A 22,353-nucleotide genomic window follows, 5' to 3' on the forward strand; every position below is an offset into this window, starting at 1 on the left:
GGAAAATGCAGGAGGACCGATCAGCCGAAGTGGCAGATGTAGTGATAGGGCTCGGTCACGCGGATCTCGAAGGAGCTGTTGCCGGGAATGCTGAAGCGCTCGCCGGCATTGCTGCGCTGCCAGGCGTCGCTGCCGGCCAGCTTGTATTCGCAGAAACCGGCCACGCATTCCATGATCTCGGGTGCGCCGGTATTGAAGGTCAGCGTGGCGGGCAGGATCACGCCGGCCGACTTTTTCGTGCCATCAGCCAGGGTGAAGCTGTGCGAGACGCACTTGCCGTCGAAATAGACATTGGCCTTGGGATCCAGGGCCACGTTGCTCAGGGGGGAAGTCATGGATGCGGTTCTCGTGCGAAGACATGCCGGCGCAATTGCGGCAAAGTGTGAATGTTACCTTTTTTTGCTGCCGGCCGAAACCGGCGCAGCCTCAGAGCAGCGGCGACAGCAGGCGCGCGAATGAGGCCGGCAGGTGGTAATACCAGCGGATGCTGCGCGGGTTGAAGGTCACCAGCCGGGCTTTGCCCAGATCGTGCACGAAGTCTTCGGCGAGCTGCCGGTTGAGTTCGGGACTGAACAGCGCCACGGCAATTTCGAAGTTGAGCAGGAAGCTGCGGTTGTCGAAGTTGGCCGTGCCCACCATGCTGTAGTTGTCGTCCACCACCAGCGTCTTGGCGTGCAGCATGTTGCCCTGGTATTCGAAGATCTTCACGCCCGCCCCGCGCAGCACGCCGAAATAGGAGCGCGCCGCCACCGTCACCAGCCAGGAATCGCTGCGGCGCGGCACCAGAATCTGCACGTTCACGCCACGCAGCGCGGCATTCATCAGCGCGAAGAAGGTGGGCTCGGTCGGCACGAAGTAGGGCGTGGTCAGCAGGATGCGCTGCTCGGCAATGCTGATGGCATGCAGCATGCTCTGGTGGATGGACTGGCCGTCGCTGTCCGGCCCGGAGGCCACCACATGCACGGCATAGGGCCCCGGTGCATGCGGTGCCAGCACTTCCGGCTCGAAGCGGTGCTTGCCGCTGGCATACACCCAGTCCTGCATGAACACGTACTGCAGCCAGCGCACGCCGGCCCCTTCCATGCGCAGGTGCGTATCGCGGTAGGCAACGTCAGGGAACAGCTCCTCGTTCTCCTCGTCGGTGATGTTGATGCCTCCGGTAAAGCCGATGCTGCCATCCACCACCACGATCTTGCGGTGGGTGCGCAGATTCACCAGCGGGCGCCAGCGGTCCAGCCGCGCCGGATGGAATATGGCAAATTCGCCCCCCGCCTGCCGGTAGGCTTGCAGCATGGTGCGGCCGCGCCAGCCGAGCAGGGCGGAGGAGCCCACGCCATCCACCAGCAGCCGCACCTTCACGCCCTGGCGGGCGCGCTCCGTCAGGGCCGCAAGCAGGCGCTGGCCGGTCTGGTCCGGCTCGAAGATGTAGTACTCGAGGTGGATATGCTGGCAGGCACACTGCACCGCCTGCAGGATGGAGCGCAGCGTGGCAGCACCTCCCAGCAGCCGCTCCACCTTCGAGCAGCTGGCCGCAGGAATGCCCGAACTCGCCTCGATCAGCCGGCTGTGCTGTGTGGCCCATACGGGCGGATGGGGGTTGTTGGCGCGCAAGGCCTCCAGGTCGGTTTCCGAGGCCAGCAGGGCGCGGCTGCGCATGCGGCGCAGCGATTGCCGCTGGATGCGTCGCGGCCCGACAAAGTGGTACAGCACCAGACCGACCGGCGGAATCAGGCACAGCGCCAGGATCCACGCCAGCGTTGCGGCCGGCGAGCGTTGCTGCCAGACGATGCGGATTGCCAGATAAATGCCCGTCAGCAGCCAGACCCAGCCAAGCAGGCTTTTCCAGTGCAGCATCAGGAAATTCAGGGCGGCGTGCATCGAAGGGAAACAGGCAGTACGGGAGACAGCGGGAATGCGTCGAGATTAGCAGAGTCCGTGCCTGCGGGAGAAGTGCGTCGCGCAATTTGCAACAGGGCAGCGTGCGGCCATGCCGGCGCTGCCGCCGGGTACGCAGAAAGACGCACCGGCTCACACGGATGATTGCCTGCGGTTTGCCAAAGCAGTGCCATTGCGGCTAGCATAGGAAGCTTTTGCTTCTGGCAACTCCCTGCACACCGAGAACAACATGCAAGCTGCACCTTCTTCCTTCCCGCCCATTGTCGTGTCCAGCCTGGACTACGACCGCATCGAGCAACTGCTGGAGTCCGACATGGCCCACGGCCTGCCGGGCGTGGACGCTCTGGAGCAGGAGTTGCGGCGTGCCACGGTGGTGGAGCCGCAGGACATGCCTGCCGGCGTTGTCACCATGAATTCCACCGTGCGCTTCGAGGACGTCAAGACCGGCAGCCAGCACGCGCTCACCCTGGTCTATCCCAAGGGCGCCGGTGCGCCGGACACGATTTCGGTGCTGGCTCCGGCCGGCAGCGCGCTGCTGGGCCTGTCGGTGGGCCAGTCCATTGCCTGGCCGATGCCGGGTGGCCGCACACTTGAACTGCGCATCCTCGAAGTCATCGCCCAGCCCGAAGCCCAGGGCCAGTTCCACCGCTGATCGCCGAATGGCGCCTGCCCATGCGGGCACAGGCGCCAGCGCTCAGGTGGCCGGCGGCCATTCGTCGGGCGTGTAGCCCACGGTGATGCGGCCGTCGCCCCAGTCGATCACCGGGCGCTTGATCACACTCGGCTGCGCCTGCATGACGGCGGCAGCCGAAGCGGCGTCCACCACTGCAGCCTGCGTGGCAGCTTCCAGCTTGCGCCAGGTCGTGCCCTTGCGGTTGAGCACGCGCTCCCAGCCCGCCTGTTCCAGCCACTGCTGCAGCGGGGCATCCGGCACTCCCAGCTTCTTGAAATCGTGAAACGCATAGGCCAGCCCCTGCTGGTCGAGCCAGGTGCGCGCCTTTTTCACGCTGTCGCAATTGGGGATGCCATAAACGGTGATGGTGGGGGAGCTGCTGTTGTTCATGCTGCCATTATGGGTGCGGATAGTCTGGGACAATACGGCCCATGCAATCCTTCACCACCCTGGAGCAGTGGCTGGCCCACTGCGAGCAACTGCACCCCGTCACTATCGACATGGGCCTGGACCGCCTGCGCAGCGTGGCTGCGCGCATGCATGATGGCGCCGGCGTGCGCTTCGAATGCCCGGTCTTTACCGTGGCCGGCACCAACGGCAAGGGCTCGACCTGCGCCATGCTCGAGAGCATCCTGCGTCAGGGCGGCTACCGCACCGGCCTGTTCACCTCGCCGCATCTGGTGCATTTCAACGAGCGCTGCCGCATCAACAATGAGCCGGTGGACGATGCCGTGCTGTGCCAGCATTTCGCCGCCGTGGAGGCCGCACGCGGAGACATCAGCCTGACCTATTTCGAATTCACCACGCTGGCCATCCTCGACGCACTGGCCAGTGCGAAGCTGGATGCCGTCATCCTCGAAGTGGGCATGGGCGGCCGTCTGGATGCAGTCAACCTGATCGACACCGACTGCGCCATCATCACCAGCATCGACATCGACCACGTTCAGTTCCTCGGCAATGACCGCGAGACCATCGGTCTGGAGAAGGCCGGCATCCTGCGTGCGGGCAAGCCGGCGGTGGTGAGCGACCCGGTGCCGCCGCAGAGCATCGTGCAGCAGGCCGAGGCGCTGGGAGCCGACCTCTGGCTGGTGGGGCGTGATTTCAACACCGCGGGCGACCAGCAGCAATGGAGCTGGGCCGGACGCGGCCGCCGCTACAGCGGCATGGCCTATCCGGGCCTGCGTGGCGCCAACCAGCTGGTCAACGCTGCCGGCGTGCTGGCCGCGCTCACTGCCTTGCGCGACCGTCTGCCGGTGCCGGCGCAGGCCGTGCGCCTGGGGCTGGCGCTGGTCGAGCTGCCGGGCCGCTTCCAGATGGTGCCCGGCCAGCCCACGCTGGTGCTCGATGTGGCGCACAATCCGCACGCCGCAGCGGCCTTGGTGGCCAACCTCGATGCCATGCCGTATTACCCGACCACCCACGGCGTTTTCGGCGCCATGGCCGACAAGGATCTGGGCGACATGCTGCGCCGCATGCATCCGGTGATCGACCGCTGGTATTTCACCGATCTGCCCACTGCGCGTGCCGAAACTGCCGAGGGGCTGATGGCGGTGTGGCAGCAATGCTGCAGCGGGCAGGGCGGCCGTGTGGTGCAGTCCGAGGCGCAGGTCTTCTCCAGCCCGCAACAGGCGCTGCAGGCAGCCATTGCTGCGGCAGACCCGGCTGATAGAATTGTGGTTTTCGGATCGTTCCTCACCGTTGGAGAAGTATTGCGGGAACCTTTGCCCCGTCTGTCGGCTCCACATGTGGCGGACTGAGCGCGGCAATCGCCGCATCGCTACGCCGGCTTGCATCGCCCACAAGGCCGCGCGTCCAAGATCCTGAACCCTGGTTGTTGCATGGCAATTTTCACAAACCGAAATTCCAGCCCCCAAAATCCGGCTCCGGCCGAAGGTGCTGCCGACAAGGGCCGTGCGCAAGCCGGCCTCGTGCCCTCGGCGGAAGACCTGCGCCGCCGTGCCCGCCATCGCCTGATCGGCTCTGCCGTGCTGGTGGTGGCTGCGGTCATCCTGTTTCCCCTGATTTTTGATTCCGAGCCGCGCACGGTGTCACCCACCATCCCGATCGTGATGGACGACAGGATCGACACGGTGCCGACCGGTTCGCCAGCCGCGCGCGTGGACGTGCAGAAGAGCCTGGCCGACAACGAGGAAATCGTGGCCGATGCCGGCAACGCCCAGGCGGGCGAGATTGCCGCCTCCGGCGATTCCGCGCGCGATGCAGAAGCCGCCCGGGTCGCCGAGCGCGATGCCGCCGCCGAAAAGGAAGCCGAAGCCCGGCGCAAGGCCGAGGAAGAGCGCGCCGCCCGACAGGCTGAAGACGAGCGCAAGGCTGCCGACAAGAAGGCGCAGGAGCGCCGCCTGGCCGAACAGAAGGCGGCCGAGAAACGCGCCGCCGACAGGAAGGCTGCCGAGGAAAAGGCGGCAGCCGCCCGTCTGGCTGAACAGAAGGCGGCCGAGGAGCGTGCCGTGGAGCAGAGGGCTGCCCGCGAAGCCGAAGCCGAGAAGCAGCGTGCCCTGGCCGAACAGAAGGCCAGGGAGGCTGAGCAGCGCAAGCTGGCTGAACAGAAGGCAAGGGAAGCCGAGCAGCGCAAGCTGGCCGAGCAGAAGGCCCGTGAAGACGCCCAGAAAACCGCCGAGAAGCCGGCAGTCACCTATGACTTCCCGGAAAAAGGCCGTTTCGTGGTGCAGGTGGGGGCCTTCGTGGAGGAGGCTCGTGTGGCCGAAACGCGTCGCAAGCTGTCTGCTGCCGGCATCAACAACTTCACGCAGAAAGTCAAGATCGGCGGCAAGGAAGTCACGCGCGTGCGCATGGGGCCATTCACCAGCCGCAAGGAAATGGAACGCGTGGCCGCCAAGGTCAAGGCGCTCGGCCTGCCGGTGTCCATGTACAGTTACTGACGGCAGGATTGAATCGTGACGGAGAGCGTGCTGGGCCTGTGGCAGTCGGCGGGATTGTTCGATGCCATTTGCATCGCGGTGCTGCTGTTGTCCATTGTGCTGGGCATGGTGCGTGGCTTTGTGGCCGAGCTGGCGTCGCTGCTGGCTTGGGTGGCGGCCTTTTTTGCCGCGCGCTGGGCGGCGCCGGCAGTGCAGATCTGGTTTTCGGCGAGCGAGTTCATGCGGGGCTGGAGTGCGCAGGCACAGTACGTGCTGGCCTTTGCTCTGGTGTTCGTGCTGGTGCTGCTGCTGATCAGCCTGGTGTCCGGGGCGCTGCGCCGCAGCCTGCAGGGCCTGGGACTGGGCGCCGTGGACGGGTTTTTGGGTGCGGGTTTTGGCGCGTTGCGCGCCATGGTGCTACTGTGGCTGCTGACGGTGGCCGTTTGGTCCACGCCGCTGCACCAGGGCAGCTGGTGGGTGCAGTCTCCCGCGGCAGGCTGGCTGACGGCCTCGCTGCAGCAGTTGACACCCATGCTGCCGGTTGAAGTGCGGAGCTGGCTGCCGCCGGCCCTGGGTACGAAAGCGTAATCGAATCGGGTGCTGCAGCCGGACAGCCTCTGCAGCAAGGAAGGGTACTGATATGTGTGGAATCGTGGGCATGGTCAGCCGCTCGGCGGTGAACCAGTTGATTTATGACGCCTTGCTGCTGCTGCAGCACCGCGGCCAGGATGCGGCGGGCATTGCCACGCAGATGGACCGCAAGTTTTTCATGTACAAGGCCAAGGGCATGGTGCGCGACGTGTTCCGCACCCGCAACATGCGCGCGCTGCCCGGCAATTGCGGCCTGGGTCAGGTACGCTATCCCACCGCGGGCAATGCCTACAGCGAGGAAGAGGCGCAGCCGTTCTACGTGAACGCGCCGTTCGGCATCGTGATGGTGCACAACGGCAACCTCACCAACGCGCGCAGCCTGCGCGAGGAACTGAGCTCTACCGACCATCGCCACACCAACACCGAGAGCGACTCCGAAGTGCTGCTCAACGTGCTGGCGCACGAGCTGCAGCGATCCAGCGGGGGCCGCACGCCGGAGGCACAGGACGTGTTCAACGCCGTGCGCGCCGCGCACCGCCGTCTCAAGGGCTCCTACGCCGTGATCGCCATGATCGCCGGCCGTGGCATGCTGGCCTTCCGTGATCCGCACGGCATCCGCCCGCTGTGCATGGGCAAGAGCGAGGACGGCACCGTGATGGTCGCGAGCGAATCGGTAGCGCTGGAAGGCGTCGGCGTGCCGTTCGACCGCAACGTGGCTCCTGGCGAAGCAGTCTTCGTCGACCTGGACGGCAATGTGCACACCCAGCAGTGCGCCGAGAATCCGGTGCTCAATCCCTGCCTGTTCGAGTACGTCTATCTGGCGCGCCCCGATTCCGAGCTGGATGGCGTTTCCGTCTACCGCGCACGCCTGAAGATGGGCGAGGCGCTGGCCAAGCGCGTGATTTCCATGGTGCCGCCCTCCGAGATCGACGCCGTGATCCCGATCCCCGAATCCAGCCGCCCCAGCGCCATGCAGCTGGCCCATGTACTGGGCCTGCCGTACCGCGAGGGCTTCGTGAAGAACCGCTACGTGGGCCGCACCTTCATCATGCCGGGTCAGGCGGTGCGCAAGAAATCGGTGCGCCAGAAACTGAATGTGGTGGCCAGCGAGTTCAAGGACCGCAATGTGCTGCTGGTGGACGATTCCATCGTGCGCGGCACCACCTCGAAGGAAATCGTGCAGATGGCACGCGACGCCGGCGCCAAGAAGGTGTATCTTGCCAGCGCCGCACCGCCGGTGCGCTACCCCAACGTATACGGCATCGACATGCCGACCCAGCAGGAGCTGGTAGCGTACAACCGCACCGACGAGGAAGTGCGCCAGCTGATCGGTGCCGATGCACTGATCTACCAGGATCTGGGAGCGCTCAAGTCTGCCATGCACGGACTCAATCCGGCCATCGAGAACATGGACGCTTCCTGCTTTGATGGCGTGTACGTGACCGGCGACATCTGCGACGGCGATATCGCGCGCATGCAGCAGGAACGTCCCAGGACGGGCGAGGACGGCGACTCCACCTCGCGCCTAACCCTGCCCAATGCCGAAATCCAGGGCTGATACCTGCTACCTCCATAAATCTCCGATGTCCCACGATTCCACACCGCCAGCCGAAACCGGCTGGCATGTCGATACTCTGGCCGTGCGCCAGGCCCTGCCACGCAGCCAGTACGGCGAGCATTCCGAAGCGCTTTACCTGAGCAGCAGCTTCGTCCAGCCCGACAGCGAAACCTCGGCGCACAACTTTGCCCACCCGGCCGACGGCTATACCTACACCCGCACCGGCAACCCGACGGTGACGTCCTTCGAGCAGCGTCTGGCTGCGCTGGAGGGGGCCGAAGCTGCCATCGCCACGGCCAGCGGCATGTCGGCCGTGCTGCTGATGGCCATGGGTCTGCTCAAGACCGGCGATCACGTGATCTGCTCGCAATCCATGTTCGGCTCCACCATCAAGCTGATGGGCACTGACATGGCGCGCTTCGGCATCGAGACCACCTTTGTGCCGCAGACCGACGCAGAGGCCTGGCGCGCGGCCGTGCGTCCCAACACGCGCCTGCTGTTTGCCGAAACCCCCACCAACCCGCTGACCGATTTGTGCGACATTGCGGCATTGGCCGGGATCGCCCATGCAGCCGGTGCGCTGCTGGCCGTCGACAACTGTTTCGCCACACCCGTGCTGCAGCGCCCGCTCAGCCTGGGCGCCGATATCGTGATCCACTCCGGCACCAAATTCCTGGATGGCCAGGGCAGGGTGATGGCCGGCGCCATCTGCGCCAGCCGCAAGCTGGTGGACGAATGTTTCAACCCCATCATCCGCGCTGCCGGCATGGTGCTGTCTCCGTTCAATGCCTGGGTGGTGCTCAAGGGCCTCGAAACCCTGTCGCTGCGCGTGAAGGCGCAGTGCGCCCAGGCGCTGGCACTGGCGCAATGGCTGGAGCAGCAGCCGCAGGTGGACCGTGTGTTCTATCCTGGCCTGGCGTCGCACCCGCAGCATGAATTGGCGATGCGCCAGCAAAATGGCCTGGGCGGCGCGGTGCTGTCGTTCACCGTCAAGGCCGAATCGCCCGAGCTGGGCCGCGCGCGCGCCTTCCATGTGATCGACAGCACGCAACTGTGCAGCATCACCGCCAACCTGGGTGATGTGAAAACCACCATCACCCATCCGGCCAGCACTTCGCATGGCCGCCTGAGCGAAGAGCAGCGCCAATCTGCCGGTGTGGTACAAGGGTTAATCCGCGTGGCCGTGGGCCTGGAGCATCTGGACGACCTCAAGGCCGACCTGATGCGCGGCCTGTCCACGCTGGCCTGATCGCCCCTTATTCCTGTTTACCCTCCGTCACCATGAGTCAAGTCCGTACCCGTTTTGCTCCCTCGCCCACCGGTTTCATCCACCTGGGCAACATCCGCTCCGCCCTCTATCCCTGGGCTTTCGCCCGCGCCAAGCAGGGCGATTTCATCCTGCGCATCGAGGACACGGACGTGGCCCGCTCCACGCAGGAGGCCGTCGACGTGATTCTGGAAGGCATGGAGTGGCTGGGCCTGACGCCTGACGAAGGCCCGTTCTACCAGATGCAGCGCATGGACCGCTACAAGGAAGTACTGGCGCAACTGCAGGCTTCCGGCCATGTCTACCCCTGCTACATGAGCATGGAAGAGCTGGACGCTCTGCGCGAGCGCCAGACAGCCAACAAGGAAAAGCCCCGCTACGACGGCACCTGGCGCCCCGAGGAGGGCAAGGTGCTGCCGCCCGTGCCCGAAGGCGTGCAGCCGGTGTTGCGCTTCAAAACGCCGAAACAGGGCGTGGTCGGCTGGGACGACAAGTGCAAGGGCCGCATCGAATTCCAGAACGCCGAGCTCGACGACCTGGTGATCGCGCGCCCGGACGGCACGCCCACCTACAACTTCTGCGTCTGCGTGGACGACATGGACATGCAGATCACCCACGTGATCCGCGGTGACGACCACGTGAATAACACGCCACGCCAGATCCACATCTTCGAGGCCCTGGGCGCCCAGGTGCCGGTGTTTGCCCACCTGCCTACCGTGCTGAACGAGCAGGGCGAGAAGATGAGCAAGCGCAACGGCGCCAAGGCCGTGACGCAGTACCGCGATGAAGGCTACCTGCCCGACGCCATGGTCAACTATCTGGCTCGCCTGGGCTGGAGCCACGGCGATGACGAGATCTTCTCGCGCGCGCAATTCCTGGAATGGTTCGACCTGGACCACCTGGGCCGCAGCGCCGGCCAGTTCGACGAAGCCAAGCTGCGCTGGGTGAACGCCCAGCACCTCAAGGCCATGGACGATGCGCGTCTGGCCGAGCTGGTGCGTCCCTTTCTGATCCAGAAGGGCATTGCTGCGGACCTGCTGGATGATGGCCGCCTTCCCGCCATGTGCGGTCTGCTCAAGGACCGCTGCGATACGCTGGTGGCGCTGGCGGACTGGATCGAGCGTTTCCATGTTTCCGTGGAGGCCTCGGAAGAAGACAAGGCCAAGCACCTGACGGAGGCTGTTCGTCCGGCCATTGCAGCACTGGCGACGCAGCTGGAAAGCTGTGAATGGACGCAGCAAGCAATTTCTGCAGCCATCAAGCAGATTCTGGCTGATTTTGGGCTTAAAATGCCGCACTTGGCCATGCCGGTGCGCGTGTTGGTCATGGGGACTCCCCAGACGCCTTCCCTCGACGCCGTGCTGACATTGCAACAACGCAAAAAAGTTTTGCGGGACTTGCAAAAAGTCTGAAAACTGGCCTATAATTCAAGTCTTCGCAGCAAACGAAGTTCGTTGAAAGCGAAGCAAAATTTGGGGGTATAGCTCAGCTGGGAGAGCGCTTGCATGGCATGCAAGAGGTCAGCGGTTCGATCCCGCTTACCTCCACCAAATTCTAGGTTTTGACCCTATCGTCTAGAGGCCTAGGACACTACCCTTTCACGGTAGGTACCGGGGTTCGAATCCCCGTAGGGTCGCCAAACAATCTGCTGGCAACAGCAGACTTGGCAAGCAGGCTGGCAACGGCATGCGAACCACCAGGAGTGGTAGTTCAGTTGGTTAGAATACCGGCCTGTCACGCCGGGGGTCGCGGGTTCGAGTCCCGTCCACTCCGCCAACATCGAAAGCCTTGCATCCGTGCAAGGCTTTTTAGTCAGTTCCCAGGTTTTGACCCTATCGTCTAGAGGCCTAGGACATCACCCTTTCACGGTGAGTACCGGGGTTCGAATCCCCGTAGGGTCGCCAGACAATGCCTATAAAAGGCATCTGGCAGGCAGCTTGCTTCGGCAGTCTGCCAGCTACCAGGAGTGGTAGTTCAGTTGGTTAGAATACCGGCCTGTCACGCCGGGGGTCGCGGGTTCGAGTCCCGTCCACTCCGCCACATCCTCCAAACCGCCTGTTTCTTGTGAGCAGGCGGTTTTTTCTTGCGTGCTCAGCTGCAAACACCTTTTGCACGATGCCATAAAGAGGCCGTTCTACCTGCAGGGTGCGAACAGCGTTGTCGCAAGGAGCAGGGGCCCGGACGTCCCAGGTGCTGATCAGCGACACGCGTCGTCATCACAGGTGCGGATTCTGCCTGTGCGGTAGAACACCACGGCACGCAGCCGGTCACGCAGACGAAATTCCAGCGTGCCGTTGGCGAGGGAGCCTTCTCGATTGCGTGCAAACCCCTGCCCATTGAAGAGCAGGTAGCCGTCCTTGAGTGTGTTGGCATTTCCGGTCGCCGTGGCCGGGGCAGAAATTGCAACGCCTTGCGAGCCGGTGTTGCGCTCCTGCAGCAGCGTATCCCGGTCGGGATCCCATTGACCGTTGCCATCGGCATCCGCAAACACGCGCCATCCGTTGTTCCAGTTGCTTTCGGGCGCCTGCACCATGGTATTGTGACCTGTCGCCAGCGCATGGCTGCGCGCGGCATGGGCAGCGGCGATGAAGCCGGCGCTGGCTTCCTGCAGGGCCAGCCTCGATTGCCAGTCCTGGTAGGCGGGGACCGCCAGCGTGCTGGCCAGTGCCAGAATGCCGAGGCTGGCCAACAGTTCGGTCAGGGTAAAGCCGCGCTGTGTGGGCTGGGAGAGCTGGTTTTTCATGGTTGATTCCAGCAATTAGAGGAATTTTCCTCATCAGGACAATATCGTTTTCCCATAGCGTCCATGCCATAGGACGGCCGTGTCGAGCCAGTTGCAACTGGCTGGGCGAATGCCACCACACAATCGGAAAGAGGCACAGCATTGCCATCCTCGTCCTTGCAGGCGCGGGCGCCCAGCAGGTAACGGCCTTCTGCGCGGCCGGTGTCGGCGGCAAATGGCAGCTCTCCCGGTTCGCCCGCGGTAAATGTGGCATAGCGCTGGTGTTGTGCGCGGTACTGCTCCTGTTGCAGCAGCTGTTCCTGCAGCGCGGTCTGGATCGTCTGGCGTTCGCCCTGGCGCAGATGGCGGGCATACGAGGGGTAGGCGAGGCTGGCAAGAATGCCGACCAGTGTCAGGACCAGCAGGGTTTCGAGCAGCGTGAAGCCGCGCAAGGAGTCAGTCATTGGCATCGAGTTGTGGGGGAGGGAGTTGGCGGAAGGCGATTTCTCGCAGCTGCATGGACGAAGCCGGCGATTCTGCTGGTGGTGGCGTGGCTGTCAGTTCCGCTTGCAGCAGGACCGGGATGCGTGCAGGCAACGGGCCGAAACCCAATGCCGTCACGCGGTAAAGAGTGGTGGAGACGGTGCTTTGTGCTGCAGCCGGGGCTTGCAGGCGCTCGATGCGGTAGCGGGGCGGTGCAGCCGATTGCATTCCCGGCCCCATGGGATAGCGGGCGCCGGTGAAGTGGCCGAACGGGACGCTGGTTTCCGGGGCTTGCCAGTCGTGTGCACTGGCAGGAGCGGCAAACGCTCCTGTCAGGGTGGCAGCACCCGCGAGCAGGGCTTGTGCAGCATCCGGCGCGCACAGCCCCTGAAAGGGGCCACTGCCACATCCTTCCTCTGGCCAGAGCAAGGCAGAGGATGTTCCGCGGAATAGCGCGCTGCGTTCCGAAGGCGATGTCGAGGTATTCAGCATGTCGTGCATGGCGTCGTCGAGAGCGGCACGGGCAGCCTGGTACGCGATCTGGTGCTGGCGGTCACTGGTGAGAGAGCGGGCCGAGAGCAGCACCCATTGCGTTGTCGCGCTGCCTATCAGTGCGACTGCCAGCAGGAGGATCAGGGTGGGAATCAGGGTGAAGCCGACATCTTGCCGGGAAGTGCGCCTAGCAGCAGATGAACGGATACCGGGTGCCGTCTGGTCGTGCATCAGCGGCTCCCGGTTGCAGGCAGATGCACGGTCCACTGCACCGTGCGACGCAGGCGCTTGTCGGGCACTACAGTGAGGGTTGCTCCGGCGTCGGTGGAGGCAAGCTCTGCATAGGCAGATCCGAAGGGATGCAAGGAAGCTGGCCCGCGGGCGGCCACGCCCTGCGTGCTGCGCAGTACCAGAGCGATGCGCACGGCCCGGACGCGCTGCCAGTTCGCCCGCGTGGCCTCGGCATCGCCGGCCACCTCCAGCTCCCCGGCATGCTGCCACTGCGTGACATGGCTGAATCGCGCGTCCTGGGTCTGCAAGCCGTAGAGAAATTGCAGGCTTTCCACGCCTTCCATCAGGGGTACGGACACCCAGTCGTTGGTGCTGCGGTAAGCGCATGACAGGCCAGGCTCCGCAGAGTGGCTGTCGCGGGCGACATACAGAATCTGGATGAAGGATGTAGATGCCGTTCCCCCGCCACAATGCGCAGCGCCTGCTCCGCCCGCGGACTGTACCAGCACGATATCGCTGCCGTTGACGCAACTGCTGTCACGCACCGATCCGCAACGGGTGGGCCGGTTGCCATTGCGGATGTTGGCCACCGTGGCGAAGTCCGGATGTTCGGGCTTGCGGTAAACAGCATTGTCCCAGCCGAACACGACCCGCTCCTGCGCGGAGGTGGCGCTTCCCCGGCTTGCCTGGCGCAGCGTGCGCGTGATGACATCTCGAGCCAGCCGCTCGCGGTCTTGAAGCTGGGTGGACTGATCCACCAGCTGCATGCCCTGACGTGCGAGCAGCAGGCCGGAACTGGCCAGCGCGATCACGGTAAGGCCGAGTGCGAGGGCGACCAGCAGCTCGATCAGGGTAAAGCCGGGAGCCGGTCGGCGCATCGACTTCATGGCGAAGGTGCCCCGGTGCTTGCCACCAGCACGGTGCGTGGTTGCACGGGCTCTTCGCCTGGGCGTTTGCTCCAGCCCAGCTTGATGACCAGAGTGCGTGCGGGTTGAGCGCTGGAGCTGGTACAGGCCCAGTTGGTTTCCCCTTGTGCATCCACTGGGTTTGCATTGGCACAGACCTGGATCCGTGCGCCTGGCAAGGCCTGCGCGACCTGCTGCTGCCAGTCGGCCAGGTCGTAGGCTGCCGCCTGCTCGGGCGTTTCGCAGGGTGCGGTGATGCAGTCCGGCGAGGGCAGCGAAGGCGCTGCGCCCGCGCGCATGTCCAGCAGATAGGGGCTCCCCGGCAAGCGAGCGATGGCAGGATTGGCGCGGATGCGTTCGGCCAGATCGGCGGCGAGCTGATCGGCACGCGCCTGCTGCTGCGTGTCGCGATGCTGACGCAGCGCAGTGGCGTGCATCTGCTGCGCACCCAGCAGGCCGACGCCGAGCAACACCAATGTGACCAGCACTTCGATCAGGCTGAAGCCTCGATGATGACGGGGATGACGGGGATGACGGCGGTGAACGGGGATGCGCAGATGCATCCCGCTATTTTAATTAAAAAGTTCTAAAATTTACTGCGGAAACAAATCTTGCTCCGGCTCGGGTACCAGCGCATGCTCCAGTTCCAGCAGGGCAATCTTGCGATCCAGTCCGCCGGCGTAGCCTGTCAGCTGCTGCCCCGCACCGACCACCCGGTGGCAGGGCACGAACAGGCTGACCGGGTTGCGCGACACAGCCATGCCGATGGCCCGGGCGCCGCCAGGGCAGCCAAGGGCATTGGCCAGCGCGCCGTAAGTACTCGTGTGGCCTTGCGGGATGCCGACCAGGGCATGCCACACTCGTTGCTGGAATGGGCTGCCTTCCACGAAGGTGAGCGGTGGATTCTGCAATTCTTTGCCGGCGAAGTAGCGGTCCAGCGCCAGGGCGGCCTGTTTGAGTACCGGATGTTCCGGAGCGACGGGGACGCCGTCCAGCTCGTCCACGGAGAAGTATTTCTGCGGCTCGAACCAGGCGCCGGCGAGCCCCTCCGCGGTCGCGCCCACGTGGAGCGGACCCAGGGGAGAAGAGTACACACTGCGCGCTTGCAGCAGGCGACGGTAGGGAACGGCAGGCATGGCAGGTCTCGCAGGGTTTGGTAAAGAAAAATCCGGGGCGCCCGCCCGCAGCGCAGCGGGGAAGTCCAGCATCAGGAAGACTCGGCAGGCGCGCTGCACGCCCGCCATGTCGTACCAAAGCATGCCGTGCACTCGGCTGCGGCCCAGTGTACTCCCCTTACAATGGGTCGATCCAACAACACCAGTCCGCGCGCGGGCTTTTCCTCCCATGCAAGTAGCCGCTTCGATCTTCAAGGCTTATGACATTCGCGGCGTGGTGCCGACTACCGTAACTGCCGATGTGGCGCGCGCTATTGGCCGGGCTTTCGGTACCCGTGCGCGCGCCCAGGGCAGCCAGACGGTGGCCGTGGGCCGTGATGGCCGCCTGAGCGGGCCGGAACTGGCACAGGCGCTGATCGCCGGCCTGATGGATGTGGGCGTGCAGGTGATCGACGTGGGCATGGTGACCACGCCCATGCTGTATTTCGCGGCGCACACCCTGTGCGACAGCGGCATCCAGGTAACGGGCAGCCACAACCCCAAGGACCACAACGGTTTCAAGATGGTGCTGGCTGGCAAGGCCATCTATGGCGAGGAAATCCAGGGCCTGCGCGAGGTCATCGAGCAGGAAAGCTGGGTGCTGGCCGAAGGTGGCAGCGTGCGCCAGGAGGATGTGTTCCCCGCCTACGGCGACAAGATCACGAGCAGCGTGCAGCTGGCGCGCCCGATGAAGATCGTGGTGGACAGCGGCAATGGCGTCGCCGGCGCGACGGCTCCTGCGGTGTTCCGTGCGCTGGGCTGCGAGGTGAGCGAGCTGTACAGCGAAGTCGATGGCGATTTTCCGAACCACCATCCCGATCCCAGCAAGCTGGAAAACCTCGAGGACGTGAAGCGCGCGCTGCGCGACACCGATGTCGAGCTCGGCCTGGCCTTTGATGGCGATGGCGACCGTCTGGGCATCGTCACCAAAGATGGCAATGTGATCTACCCGGACCGCCAGATGATGCTGTTTGCACAGGACGTGCTGCAGCGCGTGCCCGGCGGCACCATTGTGTTCGACGTGAAGTGCTCGCAACGCCTGGCACCCGCCATTGCGGCGGCAGGTGGCGTGCCGCTGATGTACAAGACCGGGCATTCGCTGGTCAAGGCCAAGATGAAAGAAGTCGATTCGCCGCTGGGTGGCGAAATGAGTGGCCACATCTTCTTCAAGGAGCGCTGGTTCGGCTTTGACGACGGCACCTATGCGGGAGCGCGCCTGCTGGAAATCCTGAGCCGCCAAGCGGATCCTTCGGCCGTGCTCAATGCGCTGCCTACCAGCCACTCCACGCCCGAGATCAATGTGGCCTGCGCCGAAGGCGAGCCGCACCGTCTGGCGGCCGAACTGTTGCCGCTGGCGCAGCAGGCATTTGCCGGTCAGGCGCAGGTCAACGGCATTGATGGCGTGCGGGTGGACTGGGAGGACGGCTTCGGCCTGATTCGTGCCTCCAACACCACGCCGGTGCTGGTGCTGCGCTTCGAAGGCCATACGCCCGAGGCGCTGGAGCGTATCCAGCATGCCATGCTGGAACTGCTGCGCCGCGTGAAGCCGGATGCGGTGCTGGGGGCTGCGGCGCACTGAGTGCGGGCCTCTATATTCATCGTTCGGCATGCTGCTTTCTCTTTATCGCGTCGCCATGGCCCTGGGCCGTCCGTTGCTGCTGCGCAAGCTGCGCCGGCGCGGAGAGCAGGAGCCCCTGTATTTGCATGCCGTGCACCAGCGCTTTGCCGAGTACACGGATGAGGAAGTACAGGCTGCGCGGGCACATGCGGGCGAATGGGTCTGGCTGCATGCCGTGTCGCTGGGTGAAACCCGGGCTTCTGCGGTGTTGATCGAGGCCCTGCGCGCCGCCATGCCGGGCATGCGCCTGCTGCTGACCAACGGTACGGCGACCGGCTGGCAGGAAGGGGAGAAGCTGCTGCAGCCTGGTGACATGCATGTGTGGCTGCCGTGGGACAGCCGCGCCGCCACGCGACGCTTTGTCGAAACCTTCCGTCCCCGCCTTGGCCTGCTGATGGAAACGGAAATCTGGCCGGAAATGCTCGCAGCCTGTGATGCGGCGGGCATTCCCGTGGTGCTGGCCAATGCCCGCATGAGCGAGAAGACCTTGCGCCAGTCGCTGCGTTTCGAGTCACTCGCCCGGAAAATCTACGGCCTGTTGCGCGTGGCCTATGCGCAAACCGCCGACGATGCGGAACGCCTGCTGCAGTTGGGGGTGCGCGACATTCGCGTCACTGGCAATCTCAAGTTCGATGCCCGGCCTGATCCGCAGCAACTGGAGCTGGGACACCAGCTGCGTGCCGCGCGGGACGACGCCTTGCGGTCTGCTGGGCAGGCCGCGACGCCGGTCGTGATGCTGGCCAGCAGCCGGGAGGGTGAGGAAAGGCTCTGGATCGAGGCCTTGGCGGGATTGCCGCAGCAGCAGCGGACAGCCGTGCAGTGGCTGCTGGTGCCACGCCACCCGCAACGCTTCGATGAGGTGGCGGCGATGCTGGAGCAAGCCGGCTGGAATGTGAGCAGACGCAGCGCGTGGGGTATTCATGCGGGCGCAGCGAATGAACTGCATGTGGCTTCGGCTCAAGATGGAGGCGCTCCTGCCGTCTGGCTCGGCGACAGCATGGGCGAGATGGTGTTCTATTACGCGCTGGCCGATCTCACGCTGATGGGTGGCAGTTTCGAGCCTTTGGGTGGCCAGAACCTGATCGAGGCCTGTGCCTGCGGCTGCCCTGTGTTGTTGGGGCCGCATACCTTCAACTTTGCCGAGGCCAGCGAGCAGGCCATCGGAGTCGGTGCGGCCTTGCGCTGCGGGGACATGGCGGATGCCGTGCAGACAGCACTTGGGCTGGTGGGGGCAGGAGCTTCAGTGCATGGTGTGGAAGTCCCCGCAGTTGGCGCAGAAGCCTCAGCCATCGGTGCGGATCAAGCAGCAGCCTCTGGCAACAAGCTATCCGCCATGCGCAGCGCAGCGCTGCTTTTCAGCCAGCAGCACCAGGGAGCGGCCCAGCGCATCGTGCAGGATATCCATGCGCTCGGCTGGCTGAGCACGAGGCGATAGCACGCATCGGAAGACGTGCCGGCCGGGATGTGCGTCCTTCAGTAGCGGGGAATTGCCGGATCCACCGTCGCCCACGCATCAATCCCGCCCGTGATGTTCCAGATCGCATCATGCCCCTGCTGGTGCAGGAAATGTGCCACATGGTAGCTGCGCACGCCATGGTGGCAGAGGCAGGCCAGCGGGGTGTCCGGATCGTCGGGCAGGCGGTCGAGCGCAGCACCCAGGCGCGACATTGGCTCGGTCAGCAGCACGAATCCCTGGGCAGCCGCCTGTTGTTCGACATGGGCGGCCTCGCGTTCCCAGTCTTCACGCACATCCAGCACATACGGCGTCAGGCCGTCGGCACGCATCTGCTCGGCCCAGTCAGCAACCTGGGCCGGCGCCAGTTCAGCAACCATGACGGTGCCGGAATCAGAAGCGGAAACGCGGCGTTTCGGGGAAGCCTTCCAGACGCGGAATGATCACGTCCCAAGGCTTGGTGGTGTCGAAGGTGCCGGAGTTGACGCGCGTGACGAGGTTGACGTGCATCATCGGCTCGTGGCCGACCACGGCGATCAGGCGGCCGCCGTTGCTGAGTTTGTCCTGCAGTTCATGCGGGATGGCAGGGACGGAACCGCACAGCACGATGGCATCGAAGGGGCCGTTGGCCAAGGCACCGGCCAGGCCATCGCCATGGCGCACGTCCACGTTGGTGATGCCGGCATTGCGCAGGTTGTCCACCGTCTGCTTGACCAGTTCGGCACGGGTTTCGAAGGCCAGCACCTGCTGGCTGCGACGGGCCAGCAGAGCCGTCATGTAGCCGGTGCCGGTACCGATCTGCAGCACCTTGTCGGTGGGCTTGAGTTGCAGATCCTGCACCAGACGCGCCTGCACGCGCGGGGCCAGCATCACCTGACCGTGGCCGATCGGCACTTCCAGATCCATGAAGGCCAGGTCACGGTGTTCGGGCGGACAGAAATCTTCCCGCTTGACCTCTTCCATCAGTTCCAGAACCTGGTCATCCAGCACGTTCCAGGGGCGGATTTGCTGCTGGATCATGTTGAAACGGGCTTGTTCGATGTTCATGCTTGCTCCGGCATGTGCGCTTGTGCGGCGCAGGTTGTACAGACGAATTTACTTATTTTAACGTGGGATACGGTCGAATCCGTCTTGGCATGCTGCAGCGCACCGCAGCACGGGGGCATCACCAAAAAGGGTGTCTCGAAACTGTCATATGCGTTTCGCAACATTTGCACCCACGCTGCTGCATTGGCAGTCCTTTCCCAAAGCCCCGCATGAACCGATTTGTCCTGACCTGCCTGCTGTGCATGCTGCCTGCTGCGGCGCACGCCGACTCCCTGCTGCAACGCGCAGCCGGGGCCGTATCCAGCCGTTGGGCCGAAACGGGCGGCGAGCGGGGCAAGGTGGATCTGTACCTGCCGCTCTACGCCTGGCACAACCGCAGCGTGTACAGCCCGGAGGAGCGGGCGCTGCTGAGCGAACGACCGCTGGGCCTGGGCGTGGGTGGCAGCGCCCTGACGCCGGACGGTTCCAGCCATTACAGCTTCTATGCCCTGGCCTTCCGCGATTCCGAGGGCGATGTGCAGCCCATCGCAGGCTATCTTCAGACCTGGCGCATGCAGTCTGGCGGGCTGTTCGCCGGCCTGGGCTACACCGCCTTCGTCACCGCACGCAGGCACTTCCATCGCTACCTGCCGTTTCCCGGCGTGCTTCCGGTGGTGGAGCTGGGCTATGGCGATTTCTCGCTGTATGCGACCTATATCCCTGGCGGCAGGACCGATGGGCGGCGCTATGGCAATATCGCGTTTGTAATGGGCCGATACGCATTCTGAGGAGATGAACGCCATGGCAGAGCAAACGCAACAAGTTCCGGAAACCTCGGTGATCTGGCTGGCTGGCGGCTGCTTCTGGTGCATGGAAGCGGTATTCCAGCAGGTGCGTGGCGTGTTGTCCGTGGAGAACGGCTACGCCAATGGCGACGGTCGAACGGTGGACTACGAGGCGGTATGCAGCGGCACCACTGGCTACGCCGAAGTGGTGCGGCTGGAGTTCGACCCGCGCGAGATTGCGCTGGAACAGATCCTGGCGATCTTCTTCACCGTGCATGATCCCACCAGCCTGAACCGGCAGGGTGCGGACGTCGGTACGCAATACCGCAGCGGTATCTACTGCGCCAGCGAAGCACAGTTGAACGAGGTCCGGGCCTGGGTGGAGCTGGCGCGCAGGCATTACGACCGTCCGGTCGTGACCGAACTCGCGCTGGTTCAGGATTACCAGCGCGCGGAAGACTATCACCAGGACTATTTCAACCAGCATCCCCACCAGGGCTATTGCGCCATGGTGGTGGCGCCCAAGGTGGAAAAATTCCGGCAGGTGTTTGCCGGCTGGCAGCGCTAGTCGGGCCGGCGCGTGCGCCCGTCTGCATGCGCTGCAGCACAGCCAGCGAAAAGCGGAAGGCCGGAACTCGCTGTTCGATCGGGGGAACTCAGGGCGCCAGGCGCTCGCGCAGCCAGCTGCCATCCGCCTGCTGTCGGTAGCGCAGGCGGTCGTGCAGGCGGCTTTTGCGGCCCTGCCAGAATTCCCACTGGTCCGGCACCAGACGGAAGCCACCCCAGTGCGGCGGGCGTGGCGGCTGCAGCAGAAACTGGGCGCCATAGCGCGCGGCCGCCGTCACCAGTTCGGTGCGGCCCTCGATGACTTCGCTCTGCGGGCTGGCCCAGGCGCCGATGCGGTGGTCCAGCGGGCGCGACTGGAAGTAGGCATCGCTTTCCTCGTCGGCCACCTTGTGCACGCGGCCCTCGATACGCACCACGCGTTCGAGTTCGACCCAGTGGAACTGCAGTGCGGCAAACGGGTTGCCGGCCAGCTGGCGGCCCTTGCGGCTCTGGTAGTTGGTGAACCAGGTGATACCGCGCTCGTCGTAGCCCTTGATCAGTACCACGCGGGTGCTGGGGCGCAGGTCGTTGCCGACGGTGGCCAGGGTCATGGCATTGGGTTCGGGCACCTGGGCCTTGAAGGCTTCATCGAGCCATTGCGCAAACTGCTGCATCGGATCTGCATGCGAGGCGTTTTCGTTGAGTTCGGCGCGTTCGTAGCTTTTGCGCAGATGGGCGATATCGGGGTGGCCGGTGTTCATGGGGTGTTGTAAGGAGGCGTAAGACACTGATACTTTACAATAGCCGGCGATAGCACAGGTGCCGGACTGGTTTCGTTGCCTGTGGGCAGGATTTTTTCTTTCCATACCATCCCCTACTGGAGCAAACATGGCTTTCAACATCAATGATGACGACCGCGAACAGAAGACGGTCGTCGGTTTCCTGATCGGCGCCGTTGTGCTGCTGGCGATTGCGCTGGCTGTCGGTTTCGGCATGTCGCGTGCCGGCGTGTTTGGCAAGAAGGATGGCGCTGCCTCCCTGGGTGCCAGCGCCGTGGCAGCCGCTGACGCCGCTTCCGCAGCCGTGGCCGCTTCCGATGCAGCATCCGATGCCGCCTCCGGCTCTGCCGCTGCTTCCGGCAGCGCTGCGTCCGCTGCTGATCAGGGCGCTGCCGCCCAGGCCGGTGCCGACGAAGCCAGCGTGAAGGTGGTGGACGGCGTGGTGCGCTTCTACTTTGCCAGCGGCAAGGCCGAACTGGCCGGCGGTGCCAAGGAAGCCCTGGCGGATGCCGTGGCTGCTGCCAAGGCCGGCAAGAAGCTGGTGCTGAGCGGCTACCACGACAGCACGGGCGATCCGGCCAAGAATGCCGAGCTGGCCAAGCAGCGTGCCTTTGCCGTGCGTGATGCCCTGGTCGCCGAAGGCGTTGCCGAAAGCAGCATCGACCTGAAGAAGCCCGAAATCATGCCCGACAGCAAGGGCAACGATCCCGAAGCCCGTCGCGTGGACGTGAAGATCGACTGATCGGTTTTCATCTGGATCCCTGGCTTGCGCAGTGCTGGTCAGGGATGCTGAAATGAACGAAGCGCCCCAAGGTTGCAGAACCTTGGGGCGCTTTTTGCTGGATCAGCAGGTAGGCGCCGTGGGACTGGGTGGATCAGAACTTGTCCATGCCCGCGGTTCCGGCACGCTGGATCAGTTCCACCTTGTAGCCGTCCGGATCCTGCACGAAGGCTATTTCGCTGGTGCCACCCTTGACCGGCCCGGCTTCACGCGTGATGGTGCCGCCGGCTGCGCGGATTTTCTCGACGGCGGCGTATACGTCCGGCACGCCAATGGCCAGATGGCCATAGGCGGTGCCCATGTCGTAGCTTTCGGTGCCGTAGTTGTAGGTCAGTTCCAGCTCGGCCTGGGCCGGGTTGGCTTCGAAGCCGAGAAAGGCCAGCGTGTACTGGTATTCGGGGTTGTCCGCAGTGCGCAGCAACTGCATGCCCAGTACCTGGGTGTAGAAATCGATGGAGCGCTGCAGATTGCCGACACGCAGCATGGTGTGGAGGATTCGCATGGGATGAAGGTC

The 22,353-nt window shown here is 64.4% G+C and carries 25 protein-coding genes and 5 tRNA genes; 17 read left to right on the forward strand and 13 right to left on the reverse strand.

The window, feature by feature from the left end:
- Positions 1-20: 20 nt before the first annotated feature.
- Together KKQ75_RS01895 and cls are read right to left on the reverse strand one after the other, a co-directional pair.
- A complete protein-coding gene (locus tag KKQ75_RS01895) occupies positions 21-335 on the reverse strand; it encodes a pyrimidine/purine nucleoside phosphorylase (protein ID WP_213359662.1) in 315 nt (104 codons plus the stop codon).
- A 91-nt stretch (positions 336-426) separates the two neighbouring features.
- Entirely contained in the window at positions 427-1,878 is a 1,452-nt protein-coding gene (gene cls / locus KKQ75_RS01900; protein ID WP_250130967.1) for a cardiolipin synthase, read from the reverse strand.
- A gap of 247 nt (positions 1,879-2,125) precedes the next feature.
- On the opposite strand from cls, the gene rnk reads away from it, so the two are divergent.
- Positions 2,126-2,548, forward strand: a complete 423-nt coding sequence (gene rnk / locus KKQ75_RS01905) for a nucleoside diphosphate kinase regulator (protein WP_213359665.1) — start codon at positions 2,126-2,128, stop codon at positions 2,546-2,548.
- A gap of 42 nt (positions 2,549-2,590) precedes the next feature.
- Here rnk and KKQ75_RS01910 read toward each other — a convergent pair whose 3' ends face one another.
- Positions 2,591-2,959, reverse strand: coding sequence for an ArsC family reductase (locus KKQ75_RS01910; RefSeq protein WP_213359668.1), 369 nt, complete (start codon positions 2,957-2,959; stop codon positions 2,591-2,593).
- Positions 2,960-3,000: 41 nt separating this feature from the next.
- Between KKQ75_RS01910 and folC the strand changes: the two genes are divergently transcribed.
- The 11 genes from folC (at position 3,001) to KKQ75_RS01965 (ending at position 10,904) form a co-directional block, all read left to right on the forward strand.
- A complete protein-coding gene (folC, locus tag KKQ75_RS01915) occupies positions 3,001-4,326 on the forward strand; it encodes a bifunctional tetrahydrofolate synthase/dihydrofolate synthase (RefSeq protein ID WP_213359670.1) in 1,326 nt (441 codons plus the stop codon).
- An 81-nt stretch (positions 4,327-4,407) separates the two neighbouring features.
- Complete coding sequence (locus KKQ75_RS01920; protein WP_213359673.1) at positions 4,408-5,469, forward strand: SPOR domain-containing protein; 1,062 nt, start codon at positions 4,408-4,410, stop codon at positions 5,467-5,469.
- A 15-nt stretch (positions 5,470-5,484) separates the two neighbouring features.
- Positions 5,485-6,036, forward strand: coding sequence for a CvpA family protein (locus KKQ75_RS01925; protein WP_213359676.1), 552 nt, complete (start codon positions 5,485-5,487; stop codon positions 6,034-6,036).
- 52 nt (positions 6,037-6,088) lie between these two features.
- Positions 6,089-7,597 carry an amidophosphoribosyltransferase gene (purF, locus tag KKQ75_RS01930; protein ID WP_213359684.1) on the forward strand — a complete coding sequence of 503 codons (1,509 nt, stop codon included), beginning with the start codon at positions 6,089-6,091 and terminating at the stop codon, positions 7,595-7,597.
- Positions 7,598-7,622: 25 nt separating this feature from the next.
- Positions 7,623-8,846: an O-succinylhomoserine sulfhydrylase gene (locus KKQ75_RS01935; RefSeq protein WP_213359688.1), complete on the forward strand. Its 1,224-nt coding sequence runs from the start codon at positions 7,623-7,625 to the stop codon at positions 8,844-8,846.
- A 32-nt stretch (positions 8,847-8,878) separates the two neighbouring features.
- A complete protein-coding gene (gene gltX / locus KKQ75_RS01940) occupies positions 8,879-10,276 on the forward strand; it encodes a glutamate--tRNA ligase (RefSeq protein ID WP_213359690.1) in 1,398 nt (465 codons plus the stop codon).
- Between the two features lie 62 nt (positions 10,277-10,338).
- Positions 10,339-10,414, forward strand: a tRNA-Ala gene (locus KKQ75_RS01945).
- A 13-nt stretch (positions 10,415-10,427) separates the two neighbouring features.
- Positions 10,428-10,503 (forward strand) — tRNA-Glu (locus tag KKQ75_RS01950).
- Between the two features lie 60 nt (positions 10,504-10,563).
- A tRNA-Asp gene (locus tag KKQ75_RS01955) sits at positions 10,564-10,640 on the forward strand.
- Positions 10,641-10,692: 52 nt separating this feature from the next.
- Positions 10,693-10,768 (forward strand) — tRNA-Glu (locus KKQ75_RS01960).
- Between the two features lie 59 nt (positions 10,769-10,827).
- A tRNA-Asp gene (locus KKQ75_RS01965) sits at positions 10,828-10,904 on the forward strand.
- A gap of 157 nt (positions 10,905-11,061) precedes the next feature.
- Here KKQ75_RS01965 and KKQ75_RS01970 read toward each other — a convergent pair.
- From KKQ75_RS01970 to KKQ75_RS01995, 6 genes are read right to left on the reverse strand one after another with little or no spacing between them, the layout of a single operon-like run.
- Positions 11,062-11,607 (reverse strand): GspH/FimT family protein, encoded by a 546-nt coding sequence (locus tag KKQ75_RS01970; protein WP_213362630.1) that lies wholly within the window; start codon positions 11,605-11,607, stop codon positions 11,062-11,064.
- Positions 11,604-12,038, reverse strand: coding sequence for a type IV pilin protein (locus KKQ75_RS01975; protein WP_213359693.1), 435 nt, complete (start codon positions 12,036-12,038; stop codon positions 11,604-11,606). The genes KKQ75_RS01970 and KKQ75_RS01975 overlap by 4 nt, the downstream gene beginning before the upstream one ends.
- Before the next feature lie 4 nt (positions 12,039-12,042).
- Positions 12,043-12,792, reverse strand: coding sequence for a PilX N-terminal domain-containing pilus assembly protein (locus tag KKQ75_RS01980; RefSeq protein WP_213359695.1), 750 nt, complete (start codon positions 12,790-12,792; stop codon positions 12,043-12,045).
- Positions 12,792-13,679 (reverse strand): PilW family protein, encoded by an 888-nt coding sequence (locus KKQ75_RS01985; protein ID WP_213362631.1) that lies wholly within the window; start codon positions 13,677-13,679, stop codon positions 12,792-12,794. Before KKQ75_RS01985 ends, KKQ75_RS01980 begins: the two co-directional genes overlap by 1 nt.
- Positions 13,676-14,260 carry a type IV pilus modification protein PilV gene (pilV, locus tag KKQ75_RS01990; protein ID WP_213359697.1) on the reverse strand — a complete coding sequence of 195 codons (585 nt, stop codon included), beginning with the start codon at positions 14,258-14,260 and terminating at the stop codon, positions 13,676-13,678. Before pilV ends, KKQ75_RS01985 begins: the two co-directional genes overlap by 4 nt.
- Before the next feature lie 30 nt (positions 14,261-14,290).
- Complete coding sequence (locus KKQ75_RS01995; protein WP_213359705.1) at positions 14,291-14,833, reverse strand: methylated-DNA--[protein]-cysteine S-methyltransferase; 543 nt, start codon at positions 14,831-14,833, stop codon at positions 14,291-14,293.
- A gap of 208 nt (positions 14,834-15,041) precedes the next feature.
- Here KKQ75_RS01995 and KKQ75_RS02000 point away from each other — a divergent pair, with 208 nt between their 5' ends.
- Both KKQ75_RS02000 and KKQ75_RS02005 read left to right on the forward strand, forming a co-directional pair.
- Positions 15,042-16,430, forward strand: coding sequence for a phosphomannomutase/phosphoglucomutase (locus KKQ75_RS02000; RefSeq protein WP_213359708.1), 1,389 nt, complete (start codon positions 15,042-15,044; stop codon positions 16,428-16,430).
- 28 nt (positions 16,431-16,458) lie between these two features.
- Positions 16,459-17,904, forward strand: coding sequence for a 3-deoxy-D-manno-octulosonic acid transferase (locus KKQ75_RS02005; protein ID WP_250130968.1), 1,446 nt, complete (start codon positions 16,459-16,461; stop codon positions 17,902-17,904).
- Between the two features lie 38 nt (positions 17,905-17,942).
- Here the strand turns inward: KKQ75_RS02005 and KKQ75_RS02010 are convergent, their stop codons facing one another.
- Together KKQ75_RS02010 and KKQ75_RS02015 are read right to left on the reverse strand one after the other, a co-directional pair.
- A complete protein-coding gene (locus KKQ75_RS02010; protein WP_213359709.1) occupies positions 17,943-18,302 on the reverse strand; it encodes a rhodanese-like domain-containing protein in 360 nt (119 codons plus the stop codon).
- Positions 18,303-18,315: 13 nt separating this feature from the next.
- Entirely contained in the window at positions 18,316-18,969 is a 654-nt protein-coding gene (locus KKQ75_RS02015) for a protein-L-isoaspartate O-methyltransferase family protein (RefSeq protein WP_213359711.1), read from the reverse strand.
- A gap of 209 nt (positions 18,970-19,178) precedes the next feature.
- Here KKQ75_RS02015 and KKQ75_RS02020 point away from each other — a divergent pair, with 209 nt between their 5' ends.
- Together KKQ75_RS02020 and msrA are read left to right on the forward strand one after the other, a co-directional pair.
- Positions 19,179-19,736, forward strand: a complete 558-nt coding sequence (locus KKQ75_RS02020) for a phospholipid:lipid A palmitoyltransferase (RefSeq protein WP_213359713.1) — start codon at positions 19,179-19,181, stop codon at positions 19,734-19,736.
- A 13-nt stretch (positions 19,737-19,749) separates the two neighbouring features.
- On the forward strand, positions 19,750-20,301 hold the full coding sequence (gene msrA, locus KKQ75_RS02025; RefSeq protein ID WP_213359715.1) for a peptide-methionine (S)-S-oxide reductase MsrA: 552 nt from the start codon (positions 19,750-19,752) through the stop codon (positions 20,299-20,301).
- 88 nt (positions 20,302-20,389) lie between these two features.
- Here msrA and pdxH read toward each other — a convergent pair whose 3' ends face one another.
- Positions 20,390-21,040, reverse strand: coding sequence for a pyridoxamine 5'-phosphate oxidase (gene pdxH, locus KKQ75_RS02030; protein WP_213359716.1), 651 nt, complete (start codon positions 21,038-21,040; stop codon positions 20,390-20,392).
- A 127-nt stretch (positions 21,041-21,167) separates the two neighbouring features.
- On the opposite strand from pdxH, the gene KKQ75_RS02035 reads away from it, so the two are divergent.
- Positions 21,168-21,800: an OmpA family protein gene (locus tag KKQ75_RS02035; protein ID WP_213359720.1), complete on the forward strand. Its 633-nt coding sequence runs from the start codon at positions 21,168-21,170 to the stop codon at positions 21,798-21,800.
- Positions 21,801-21,933: 133 nt separating this feature from the next.
- Here KKQ75_RS02035 and gloA read toward each other — a convergent pair whose 3' ends face one another.
- Positions 21,934-22,341: a lactoylglutathione lyase gene (gene gloA, locus KKQ75_RS02040; RefSeq protein ID WP_213359723.1), complete on the reverse strand. Its 408-nt coding sequence runs from the start codon at positions 22,339-22,341 to the stop codon at positions 21,934-21,936.
- Positions 22,342-22,353: the final 12 nt, after the last annotated feature.

This window comes from Brachymonas denitrificans (assembly GCF_907163135.1).
GTDB lineage: Bacteria > Pseudomonadota > Gammaproteobacteria > Burkholderiales > Burkholderiaceae_C > Brachymonas > Brachymonas denitrificans_A.

What these genes read in the sequence shown, in the direction of transcription:
- KKQ75_RS01895 (WP_213359662.1), bottom strand. Translation starts at nt 335, where the DNA reads ATGACTTCCCCCCTGAGCAACGTGGCCCTGGATCCCAAGGCCAATGTC.
- cls (WP_250130967.1), bottom strand. Translation starts at nt 1,878, where the DNA reads ATGCACGCCGCCCTGAATTTCCTGATGCTGCACTGGAAAAGCCTGCTT.
- rnk (WP_213359665.1), top strand. Translation starts at nt 2,126, where the DNA reads ATGCAAGCTGCACCTTCTTCCTTCCCGCCCATTGTCGTGTCCAGCCTG.
- KKQ75_RS01910 (WP_213359668.1), bottom strand. Translation starts at nt 2,959, where the DNA reads ATGAACAACAGCAGCTCCCCCACCATCACCGTTTATGGCATCCCCAAT.
- folC (WP_213359670.1), top strand. Translation starts at nt 3,001, where the DNA reads ATGCAATCCTTCACCACCCTGGAGCAGTGGCTGGCCCACTGCGAGCAA.
- KKQ75_RS01920 (WP_213359673.1), top strand. Translation starts at nt 4,408, where the DNA reads ATGGCAATTTTCACAAACCGAAATTCCAGCCCCCAAAATCCGGCTCCG.
- purF (WP_213359684.1), top strand. Translation starts at nt 6,089, where the DNA reads ATGTGTGGAATCGTGGGCATGGTCAGCCGCTCGGCGGTGAACCAGTTG.
- KKQ75_RS01935 (WP_213359688.1), top strand. Translation starts at nt 7,623, where the DNA reads ATGTCCCACGATTCCACACCGCCAGCCGAAACCGGCTGGCATGTCGAT.
- gltX (WP_213359690.1), top strand. Translation starts at nt 8,879, where the DNA reads ATGAGTCAAGTCCGTACCCGTTTTGCTCCCTCGCCCACCGGTTTCATC.
- KKQ75_RS01970 (WP_213362630.1), bottom strand. Translation starts at nt 11,607, where the DNA reads ATGAAAAACCAGCTCTCCCAGCCCACACAGCGCGGCTTTACCCTGACC.
- KKQ75_RS01980 (WP_213359695.1), bottom strand. Translation starts at nt 12,792, where the DNA reads ATGCACGACCAGACGGCACCCGGTATCCGTTCATCTGCTGCTAGGCGC.
- KKQ75_RS01985 (WP_213362631.1), bottom strand. Translation starts at nt 13,679, where the DNA reads ATGAAGTCGATGCGCCGACCGGCTCCCGGCTTTACCCTGATCGAGCTG.
- pilV (WP_213359697.1), bottom strand. Translation starts at nt 14,260, where the DNA reads ATGCATCTGCGCATCCCCGTTCACCGCCGTCATCCCCGTCATCCCCGT.
- KKQ75_RS01995 (WP_213359705.1), bottom strand. Translation starts at nt 14,833, where the DNA reads ATGCCTGCCGTTCCCTACCGTCGCCTGCTGCAAGCGCGCAGTGTGTAC.
- KKQ75_RS02000 (WP_213359708.1), top strand. Translation starts at nt 15,042, where the DNA reads ATGCAAGTAGCCGCTTCGATCTTCAAGGCTTATGACATTCGCGGCGTG.
- KKQ75_RS02005 (WP_250130968.1), top strand. Translation starts at nt 16,459, where the DNA reads ATGCTGCTTTCTCTTTATCGCGTCGCCATGGCCCTGGGCCGTCCGTTG.
- KKQ75_RS02010 (WP_213359709.1), bottom strand. Translation starts at nt 18,302, where the DNA reads ATGGTTGCTGAACTGGCGCCGGCCCAGGTTGCTGACTGGGCCGAGCAG.
- KKQ75_RS02015 (WP_213359711.1), bottom strand. Translation starts at nt 18,969, where the DNA reads ATGAACATCGAACAAGCCCGTTTCAACATGATCCAGCAGCAAATCCGC.
- KKQ75_RS02020 (WP_213359713.1), top strand. Translation starts at nt 19,179, where the DNA reads ATGAACCGATTTGTCCTGACCTGCCTGCTGTGCATGCTGCCTGCTGCG.
- msrA (WP_213359715.1), top strand. Translation starts at nt 19,750, where the DNA reads ATGGCAGAGCAAACGCAACAAGTTCCGGAAACCTCGGTGATCTGGCTG.
- pdxH (WP_213359716.1), bottom strand. Translation starts at nt 21,040, where the DNA reads ATGAACACCGGCCACCCCGATATCGCCCATCTGCGCAAAAGCTACGAA.
- KKQ75_RS02035 (WP_213359720.1), top strand. Translation starts at nt 21,168, where the DNA reads ATGGCTTTCAACATCAATGATGACGACCGCGAACAGAAGACGGTCGTC.
- gloA (WP_213359723.1), bottom strand. Translation starts at nt 22,341, where the DNA reads ATGCGAATCCTCCACACCATGCTGCGTGTCGGCAATCTGCAGCGCTCC.